Consider the following 9,764-nt stretch of genomic DNA (forward strand, 5'->3'; position numbering starts at 1 on the left):
ACGCATGACCATTTCCGCAAGGCTCGCCGGGACCGCGGCGCTGGTGCTGGCCGGGGCTCTGGCCAGCCCGGCGCTGGCCACCGGCACGCTGGTGGTGTCCAGCCCGCAGGACCCCGGCTCATGGGACCCGATCGACACGTTTCTGGTGAACTGGGCCTCGGCCGCAACCAATATCTTCGACGGGCTGACCTATCGCGGCCCCGACATGAAGCTGGTGCCGGGCCTTGCGACCTCATGGGAGGAACTCGACGAGGGCAAGCGCATCCGCTTCAAGCTGCGCGAGGGCGTGACTTTCCACAATGGCGAGCCCTTCAATGCCGAGGCGGTGAAATTCACCTTCGAGCGGCTGTTGGGCGACGAGGGCGCCAAGGGGCCGCAGCGCTCGAACTATGTCGCCATCGACAAGGTCGAGGTGATCGACGATCACACCGTCGACATGCATCTTTCCGCCCCCGACCCGGTGCTCTTGACCAAGCTGGCCGGTTACGGCGCGATGATCGTGCCGCCGAAATACATCGCCGAGGTGGGCGACGAGAAATTCAACCTGATGCCGGTCGGCACCGGCCCGTTCAAGGTCACCTCCTATGAGCCCAAGGTCGGGCTGAAGATGGCGGCCTATGACGGGTTCTGGGGCGACAAGGCGAAGCTCTCAGAGCTGCAATTCCGCTTCATCACCGAACCGGCCACGGCGGTCGCGGAATTGCAGGCCGGCCGCGTCGATCTGGTGATCCCGCCGACGATTCCCGTCTCGATGATCCCGACCATCGAGGCCGATGCGAAGCTCGATCTGGTCACCACCGCCGGTCCGACCGTCTATGCGCTGCGCTACAACACCCGCGACGGCATCACCGCCGATGAGCGTGTGCGCAAGGCGCTGATCATGGCCGTGGACCGCGACACCATCGTGAAGGAAATCCTCGGCGGTCAGGCCGAGGTCATCGCCAGTTTCCAGGGCAAGCTGTCGTTCGGCTATGACCCCGCGCTGAAGCCCCTGCCCTATGACCCCGAGGGCGCGCAGAAACTGCTGGCCGAGGCCGGCGTCAAGCCCGGCACCGCGGTGCAGATCGACATCCGCGGCAATGATGCGACCTTTGGCGAGGTGGCGCAGGCGGTCGCGGCCTATCTGTCGATGGTCGGCATCAACGCCACCATCAAGCCCTACGAGACCAACACATTCCTGAATGACATCATCCCGCAGGGCAAGACCGGGGCGCTGTTTCAGCAAAGCTGGGGTGGCTGGACCTTCGATTACGACAACACCGCCTATTCCATGTATCACACCGGCGAGAAGTGGAACCCCTATGACAGCGACCCCAAGATGGACGCGCTGCTGGAAAGCCAGCGCCACCTGACCGACCCGGTCAAGCGCGAGGCGATCCTGAAGGAAATCGCCGCCTATGCCTATGACCGCGCGCTGGAGATGCCGCTTTACAACCTGAACGCGATCTACGGCATCAACACCCGCGTCAAGGATTTTGTCGCCCCGCCCGACAGCCGGCTGCGGCTGAACGGCGTCTCGGTCGAGTGATCCCGCCGCCCCCCCGGGCGATCCGGGGGGCGCATCCCAGACATGCAGGAGGCCGCCGATGTTCGGTTTCATCCTCAGACGGATCTTTCAGGCGGTCTTTGTCGTGCTGGTGGTCAGCCTGATCGTGGCCACGGCGATCCGCATGACCGGCGACCCGGCGCTGATGATCGCGCAGGGCTCGACCACCATCACCGAGGCCGACCTCGAACGCATCCGCGAGGGGCTGGGGCTGAACCAGCCCTTCTGGCTGCAATATCTGCAGTCGCTGAAAGGGCTGCTGACCTGGGAATTCGGCAACAGCTTCATCGGCAGTACGCCGGTGAACCTGCTGATCGGCAAGGCGCTGCCCGCGACCATGTCTCTGGCGCTGATCTCGCTTGCGGTGTCGATCGCGATTTCCATTCCGCTGGGCGTCTGGGCGGCGATCAGCAAGGGGCGGCTGGCGGATCAGGTCATCCGCATCTGCTCGCTCATCGGGCTGTCGTTTCCGAATTTCTGGCTGGCGATGATGCTGGTGCTGGTGCTGGCGGTGCATCTGCAATGGCTGCCGCCCTCGGGGATGACCGGCGCATCCAGCTATGTCATGCCGGCGCTGACCATGGGGGTGATCCTGACCGCGACCAATGTGCGGCTGGTGCGCACCACCATGCTTGAGACGCTGAACGCGCAATTCGTCATGGTCTGCCGCGCCAAGGGCCTGTCCGAGGCCAAGGTGCTTTACAAGCACGCGCTGAGGAACTGCGCCATCCCGCTGATCACCTATTTCGGCCTGCAGTTCGGCGGGCTTCTGGGCGGCATCGTGGTGATCGAGCGGGTCTTCGACTGGCCCGGCATGGGCTCGCTGGCGCTGGATGCGGTCGCGGCGCGCGACTACCCGGTGCTGCAGGCAGTGATCATGATCCTGGCGGTGATGATCGTCGCGGTGAACCTTGCGGTCGACATCGCCTATGGCCTTGTCGATCCCCGCATCCGGGAGAAATGAGTCATGGCCTCGACCACCGCCCCCTCGCCGCTGCGGCATCTGAAATCGCTGGAATTCATCGCTGGCGCCGTGCTGCTGGCACTGATCGTCGGCACGGTTGTGCTGTCGGGCTGGCTGTTTGCCGATCCCGGCGCCATCTCGCTGAAGGCGCGGCTGGTGCCGCCCCTGACCGATCCCGCGCATCTGCTGGGCACTGACGCGCTGGGGCGCGACATCCTGGCGCGGGTCGCGAATGGCGGCTGGATCTCGCTGAAGGTGGGGATCATCTCGGTCGCGGGTTCGGTGGTGCTGGGGGTGATCATGGGGCTGGTCGCGGGCTATTACCGCGGCTTCTGGGACGTGCTGGTGATGCGCTTTGCCGATGTGCAGTTGTCCCTGCCCTTCATCCTGCTGGCGATCACCGTGGTCGCCATCGTCGGCGGTTCGCTGACCACGACCATCGTGCTGATGATCGTCAGCCAATGGGTGCAATATGCCCGCCTGGTGCGCGGCTCGGCGCTGACGCTGCGCGAACGTGAATTCATCCTTTCGGCCCGCGCCATCGGGGTGCGCGACCGCAGCATCATCTTTTCGCATATCCTGCCAAATCTGCTGGGGCCGGTGATCGTGCTGATGACGCTGAATGTCGCCAACAACATCCTGCTGGAAGCCTCGCTGACCTTCCTCGGGCTGGGCGTCGACCCCTCGATCCCGTCCTGGGGCGGCATGCTGGCCGAGGGCCGGACCTATCTGCAGACCGCCTGGTGGATCACCGTGGTGCCCGGGATGGCGATCCTGCTGACCGTGCTGGCGCTGAACCTGCTGGGCGACTGGCTGCGCGACCTCCTGGACCCGACCGGAAGGACGAACCGTTGATCCTGTTCGAAAAGACCTTTCCCCCGGCGCTGGCCGGTCTGGCCGAGACCCTGGAGGCCGCGACGGTCGAGACCTGGAGTTTCGACGACAGCGCCACCCGCCGCCGCGCCGAGGCCCGCCTTGCCGCCCGCGGCATCACGGCGCGCTGCCGCTCGGCCTACAAGCCGCTGCTCTGCGCTTTCCGCGAGGAAATCGAGACTGCGGGCCTGACGCGCGCCCGCATCACCTGGCCCCGCCACAAGGACGCCGGGCCGCGCCGTTTCCTGCTGGAAAGCTATCCGCTCACGGCGCTGTTTCCCGCCGTGGCCTTCGAGTTCACCGAAGGCGCAGAAAGCCCCGATCTGCCGCGCTATGACCTCAGCCTGATCTATGCGGACGGGCGCGAGGTTACGACCTCGGTTCTTGCGCCGAACCGCAGCCATCCGGATGACGCGGGCAATACCGCGCTTTCACCCTGCGGCTGGCTGATCGCGGACGGCAAGGCCACCGCACTTGCGACCGAATATGAGACGCTGTTTCACCAGGCCATGCAGGCAATCCGCAATGCCGACTGGCAGGCCGAGCCCTATTTTCAGGAATTGAACATCACCGCCAGCCTGCCTATTGCCGATGAGGATCTGGGCCATGGCGATGAGATCATGTCCCTGCGCGAGGCCCTGCATGAGGATTTCTATTTCTCGGCGCTGGAACATTTCCAGAAGCGTTCCGGCCGTGCGCAAGGCGACCGGCGGCTGCAACCGGGCCAGATCGTGCCCGAGATCCGCCTTGGCGCGCTGGCCTCGGTGCGGGTGGAAACACGCGCGCTGGACGGGGCCTCGGTCTCGGATCACCGCCAGCCGCTTGAGACGGCGGAGCGCGCGCTCTCGCAGGTCCAGATTGCCGAGGAACTGACCCGCATCCCCGGCGCGCGTTTCGCGGCGCGCTCGGTCGCGGGCCGTCCGGTCGCGGCGGTGCATCATCCGGGCAGCGATCGCGCGATGATGATCTCGGCCGGGCAGCACGCCAATGAGATCAGCGCCCCGATCGGCGCGCTCCGCGCCGGCCTTGAACTGGCCAAACGCGAGGGCGCGCATTTCACCCTGTCGCCCCTGGAAAACCCCGATGGCTATGCTCTGCACCAGCGGCTGACCCAAGACAACGCCCGCCACATGCACCACGCCGCCCGCTACACTGCGCTTGGCGACGATCTGGAATACCGCGAGGGCGCGGAGCTTTACGAACAGGCGATCCGGCGCGAGGCCGAGGCCCGCTCCCACGCGCTGTTGCATGTGAACCTGCACGGCTATCCGGCGCATGAATGGACGCGGCCTCTGTCGGGCTATGTTCCGCGCGGATTCGAGATGTGGACCATCCCCAAGGGCTTTTTCCTTGTCATGCGCCACGCCACCGGCTGGGAGGCCCCTGCGCAGGCCCTGATGGATCAGGTCACGCGGGAACTGGGCAACGTGCCAGGTCTTGCCGATTTCAACGCCGCCCAGATCGCGCTGTTTGAGCGTCACGCCGGTGAGACGGGCTTCCAGATGCTGAACGGTTTCCCGGTGCTGATCGGTCAGGACGACCGCCACCGCGTGCCGATGACGCTGATCACCGAATATCCCGATGAGACGATCTACGGTGATGCCCTGCGCGCCGGTCACGCCGCGCAGATGGCGACCGTCCTTGCCGCTTACGCCGCGTTGCAGGCGCTGCCTGCGGCGATCCTGCCCACACCCCTGATCGCCTGAGCCGGAACCATGACCCGCATCGATCTCAACAGCGACCTTGGCGAGGGCTTCGGCCCGTGGAAGATGGGCGATGACGCCGCCATGCTGGCGATCGTCAGCAGCGGCAATATCGCCTGCGGCTTTCACGCCGGCGATCCCTCGGGCATCCTGCGCAGCCTGCGCGAGGCCGCGCGGCAGGGCGTCGCGGTCGGCGCGCATCTGGGCTATCCCGACCTGGTGGGCTTTGGCCGCCGCGCCATGTCGCCCGAAACCGCCGATCTGACTGCCGATTGCATCTATCAGATCGGCGCGCTGCAGGCGCTGGCGCATGCGGCGGGCACGCGGGTCACTTACGTCAAGCCGCATGGCGCGCTTTACAACACCATCGTCCATGACATGCGCCAGGCCGATGCGGTGATTGCCGCGATCCGCGCCGTGGATCCGGCGCTGCCTCTGCTGGCGCTGTCGGGCGCGCCGGTGGTGGCGCGCGCCCGCGACGCCGGACTGACCGTGATCTGCGAGGTTTTCGCCGACCGCGCCTATCAGCCTGACGGCAGCCTAGCGCCGCGCGGTCAGCCCGGCGCGGTGCTGCATGACCCCGAGGCGATCTCGGCCCGGATGCTGCGGCTGGTCCGGACCGGGCGCATCGCCGCCCAGGACGGAACCGAAATCGCGCTTGAGGCGCAGTCGATCTGCGTTCACGGCGACAGCCCCGCCGCCGTCGCCATCGCCGCCCGCCTACGCGCCGATCTTTCGGCGGCGGGCGTCAGTCTTGCCGCCTTCGCGCCATGACCGCGGACCTGCGCCTTTTGCCCGCGGGCAGCGACGGGCTGCTGGTGGAACTGGCGGACCTGCCCGCCATGCTGGCGCTGCTCGAGGCGCTACGCGCCGCCCCGCCCGAGGGGATCACCGATATCGTCCCCGGCGCGCGCACATTGCTGCTGCGCTTCGATCCGCTGGCATTGAACCCCAAGGCGCTGGCCGCGCATCTGCACACGCTGGACCTGACCGCGGCCTGCCCGCCGCAGGGGCAATTGCATGACATCCCGGTCATCTATGACGGCGAGGATCTGGCCGAGGTCGCCGCGCACCTGGGCTGCAGCGTCCCCGAACTGATCGCACGCCATCAGGCGGCGACATTCACCGTCGCATTCACCGGCTTCGCCCCGGGCTTTGCCTATATGACCAGCGACGATCCGGCCTTGGACGTGCCACGCCGCAAGGTGCCGCGCAAGCGCATCCCGGCGGGCTCGGTGGCCCTGGCGGGGGTGTTTGGCGGCATCTACCCCAGCGACAGCCCCGGCGGCTGGCAGTTGCTGGGCCGCACACCGGTGCCGATGTGGGACCTCATGCGGGCGCGCCCGGCGCTGCTGGCCCCCGGCGACCGGGTGCGGTTTCGGGACATGGGCCGGGATGCGGTGATTGCGCCCGCCGCGATCCCCACCCCCCGCCCGCAGCAGGGCGATGGCCTGCGCATCCTGCGCGCCGACCGCCCGGCGCTGTTGCAGGACGCGGGACGGCCGGGGCAGGCGGGACAGGGGGTCTCGGGATCGGGCGCGCTGGACCGCGCGAGCCTTCATGCCGCAAACCGCTGCCTTGGCAATCCCCGCGACGCGGCGGCGCTGGAGATCACCTTTGGCGGGCTGACCCTTCGCGCCGAGCGGGCGCTGACCCTCGCCCTGACCGGCGCGGACTGCCCGCTGCGGATCACCGGGCCGCGCGGCGATGCCACCCCCGAACATGGCCGCGCCTTCGCCATGGATGCCGGGGACGAATTGCAGATCGGCCCGCCCCGACATGGCTGCTACAGCTATCTCGGTCTGCGCGGCGGCTATCTTGCCGCGCCGGTGCTGGGCTCGGCCGCGCGCGACACGCTGGCGCGGCTGGGGCCGGAACCGCTGACCACGGGCGACCGGCTGACCCCTGCGAACCTGCCCGCCGGCGCGGTCGATCCCTGCCCCCGCGCCCAGCCGCGCTTGCCGCAGCCGGGCGAGACGGTGACGCTGCAGGTGATCCTCGGCCCGCGCGCGGATCGGTTCACCACGGCCGCGCGGCAATGCTTCCTTGACCAGACTTGGCAGGTCACCCCCGAAATCAGCCGCACCGGCAAACGCCTCAGCGGCGCGCAGCCGCTGAGGCGGCGCGACAACACCGAACTGCCCTCGGAAGGCACGGTGCCCGGCGCGATCCAGATCCCGCATTCCGGCCAGCCGGTGCTGTTTCTGGCCGATCACCCGCTGACCGGCGGCTATCCGGTGATCGCGGTGGTGGCGCGTCACCACCTGGACCTTGCCGCGCAGATCCCGCCGGGGGCGCAGATCCGTTTCCATCCCGTTCCGGGCCCGATCAAGGAGGCCAAGCCATGAAGAAGCTGCTGATCGCCAACCGGGGCGAGATCGCGCTGCGCATCATCCGCGCCGCACGGGATTACGGCGTGGCCTCGGTCGCGATCTATTCCGATGCCGACGCCGCCGCGCTGCATGCCGAACTGGCCGATGAGGCCTTTGGCCTTGGCCCCGGCCGCGCCTCCGAGACCTATCTGGACATCCCCAAGATCATCGCCATCGCCCGCCGCGCCGGCGCCGACGCCATCCATCCCGGCTATGGCTTCCTGTCGGAACGTCCCGATTTCGCGCAAGCCGTGCTGGATGCCGGGCTGATCTGGGTCGGCCCGCCCCCCGCGGTGATCGCCGCCCTCGGCGACAAGATCGAGGCCCGCCGCATCGCAGCGTCGGTCGGCGCGCCCCTGGTCCAGGGCAGCGACGGCCCCATTGCCAGCGCCGCCGAGGCCCTGGCCTTCGCCCGCGCGGTCGGCCTGCCCATCGCCATCAAGGCCGCTTTCGGCGGCGGCGGGCGCGGGCTCAAGGTCGCACGCGACATGGGCGAGGTGGCCGAGCTTTACGATTCCGCCGTACGCGAGGCGACCCAGGCCTTTGGCCGTGGCGAATGCTACGCCGAGCAATTCCTCGACCGCCCCCGTCATGTCGAAGCGCAGGTGCTGGCCGACAGCCTCGGCCATACCGTGGTTCTGGGCACGCGCGACTGTTCGCTGCAGCGCCGCAACCAGAAGCTGGTCGAGGAGGCCCCCGCCCCCTTCCTCAGCGACGATCAGCGCGCCCGCATCCATACTGCGGCCGCCGATATCTGCCGCCATGCCGGCTATGTCGGCGCCGGCACGGTCGAGTTCCTGCTGTCGCAGACCGGGGTGATTTCCTTCCTCGAGGTCAACACCCGGCTTCAGGTCGAACATTGCGTGACCGAGGAAACCACCGGCATCGACATCGTGGTGGAACAGCTGCGCATCAGTGACGGCCTGCCGCTGTCTGTGCGCGAAACCCCCGCGCCCACCGGCCACGCGATCGAATTCCGCATCAATGCCGAGGATCCGGGCCGCGGCTTTCTGCCCACGCCCGGCCGGATCGCGCGCTTTCGCCCGCCCTCGGGGCCGGGGATTCGCCTCGACAGCGGGGTCGAGAGCGGCTCGGAGATCCCGGCGCTTTACGATTCGCTGATGGCGAAGCTGGTGGTCAGCGCACCCGACCGCAGCCGCGCCCTTGCCCGCGCGGGCCGCGCGCTGGCAGAATTCGTGATCGAAGGCCCGGCATCAAGCCTGCCCTTTCACCGCGCCGTGCTGGTTGCGCGCGACTTCACCGGCGAGGACGGATTCAAGGTCCATACCAACTGGATCGAGACCGAAATGCCGCCGCTGCCGCCCGCCGAACGCAGCCTGCCCTCGGACCCGGCGCTGATCCGCAGCTTCGTCGAGATCGACGGGCGCCGCCACGCCCTTGCCCTGCCCGCCGGGCTGTTCAGCGCCGCGCCCATTGCCGCCGCGCCGCCCCCCGAGGCCGCCCAGGACGGCGATATCCGTGCCCCCATGCCCTGCCTCCTGCAGAAATGGCTGGTCGAGGATGGGGCCGAGGTCGCCGCGGGCCAGCCCCTCGCGGTGATCGAGGCGATGAAGGCCGAGACCCGCATCGACAGCCCGCGCGCCGGGCGGCTGCGCCATCTTGCCCGCCCCGGCGAGACCCTCTCTGCCGGGGCAGCACTGGCCGAACTGGCCCCCGCAGGACCACCTGCGCCATAGCCAGGACCGGGCGCCTTTCCGCCCCGGACGGTATCCGCGCGGGCCTCGCCAGCAGGTGGCACTCGCCGCGCATCCGGCAGCGAGTTTTGCCCTTGCGCCCGCCAGAGGCTGCCGCTATCAGGAAGGCGTTGCGGGCGTAGCTCAGTTGGTAGAGCATCAGCTTCCCAAGCTGAGGGTCGCGCGTTCGAGCCGCGTCGCCCGCTCCATGATTCTCGTCGCCCCTGCCGGATGGCGAAAATCACCCTCTCTCCGGACAAGCCATGACAGCCACATGGACCAGCTGTCGGACATGGTGGCCCTGACCGGTTCCCCTTGTGCTCCTCGGCCGTTGGGGTGGCTCGCGGTGGTGTCTGGCCTGGCAAGGCCGGCAGGGACCGCAACTCTGCGGCATGGATCTGGCGGCTGCGGTGTTGCGCGAAGGCCCGGCCACCGGTCCTTGCACATCTCGGTGACGATCAGCGCCCCGGAATAGCTGCCGTTGCGGTCGGGGCCGTTGGCGTCCCAGCGCTGCTTCAGCGAGGAGAACGCCCCATATCGCGAGCGCGCTCTCGATACCCGTCTGGGCACGCTGAACCCGGCTGGGTGCCGAAGCTGCGGCAGGGCAGCTAT

7 protein-coding genes and 1 tRNA gene are annotated in these 9,764 nt (G+C 68.3%); all 8 read left to right on the forward strand.

Translation table 11 applies throughout. The annotated features are described in order from the left end of the window. The first annotated feature begins 4 nt into the window (after positions 1-4). The 8 genes from WMK75_RS06680 (at position 5) to WMK75_RS06715 (ending at position 9,361) form a co-directional block, all read left to right on the forward strand. On the forward strand, positions 5-1,528 hold the full coding sequence (locus tag WMK75_RS06680) for an ABC transporter substrate-binding protein (protein WP_347266891.1): 1,524 nt from the start codon (positions 5-7) through the stop codon (positions 1,526-1,528). 58 nt (positions 1,529-1,586) lie between these two features. Beyond that, entirely contained in the window at positions 1,587-2,510 is a 924-nt protein-coding gene (locus WMK75_RS06685) for an ABC transporter permease (RefSeq protein WP_347266892.1), read from the forward strand. A 3-nt stretch (positions 2,511-2,513) separates the two neighbouring features. Further along, positions 2,514-3,365, forward strand: a complete 852-nt coding sequence (locus WMK75_RS06690) for an ABC transporter permease (protein WP_347266893.1) — start codon at positions 2,514-2,516, stop codon at positions 3,363-3,365. After that, positions 3,362-5,089, forward strand: a complete 1,728-nt coding sequence (locus WMK75_RS06695; protein ID WP_347266894.1) for a peptidase M14 — start codon at positions 3,362-3,364, stop codon at positions 5,087-5,089. The genes WMK75_RS06690 and WMK75_RS06695 overlap by 4 nt, the downstream gene beginning before the upstream one ends. 9 nt (positions 5,090-5,098) lie before the next feature. Further along, on the forward strand, positions 5,099-5,860 hold the full coding sequence (locus WMK75_RS06700; RefSeq protein ID WP_347266895.1) for a 5-oxoprolinase subunit PxpA: 762 nt from the start codon (positions 5,099-5,101) through the stop codon (positions 5,858-5,860). Next, the gene (locus tag WMK75_RS06705) at positions 5,857-7,434 is read left to right on the forward strand and encodes an urea amidolyase family protein (RefSeq protein ID WP_347266896.1); all 1,578 of its coding nucleotides are present in this window, start codon (positions 5,857-5,859) and stop codon (positions 7,432-7,434) included. Before WMK75_RS06700 ends, WMK75_RS06705 begins: the two co-directional genes overlap by 4 nt. Next, positions 7,431-9,155: a biotin carboxylase N-terminal domain-containing protein gene (locus WMK75_RS06710; protein WP_347266897.1), complete on the forward strand. Its 1,725-nt coding sequence runs from the start codon at positions 7,431-7,433 to the stop codon at positions 9,153-9,155. Before WMK75_RS06705 ends, WMK75_RS06710 begins: the two co-directional genes overlap by 4 nt. Before the next feature lie 130 nt (positions 9,156-9,285). Beyond that, positions 9,286-9,361 (forward strand) — tRNA-Gly (locus tag WMK75_RS06715). The last annotated feature ends 403 nt before the right edge of the window (positions 9,362-9,764 follow it).

The sequence above is a fragment of the Paracoccus sp. (in: a-proteobacteria) genome (assembly GCF_039808215.1).
Taxonomy (GTDB): Bacteria; Pseudomonadota; Alphaproteobacteria; order Rhodobacterales; family Rhodobacteraceae; genus Paracoccus.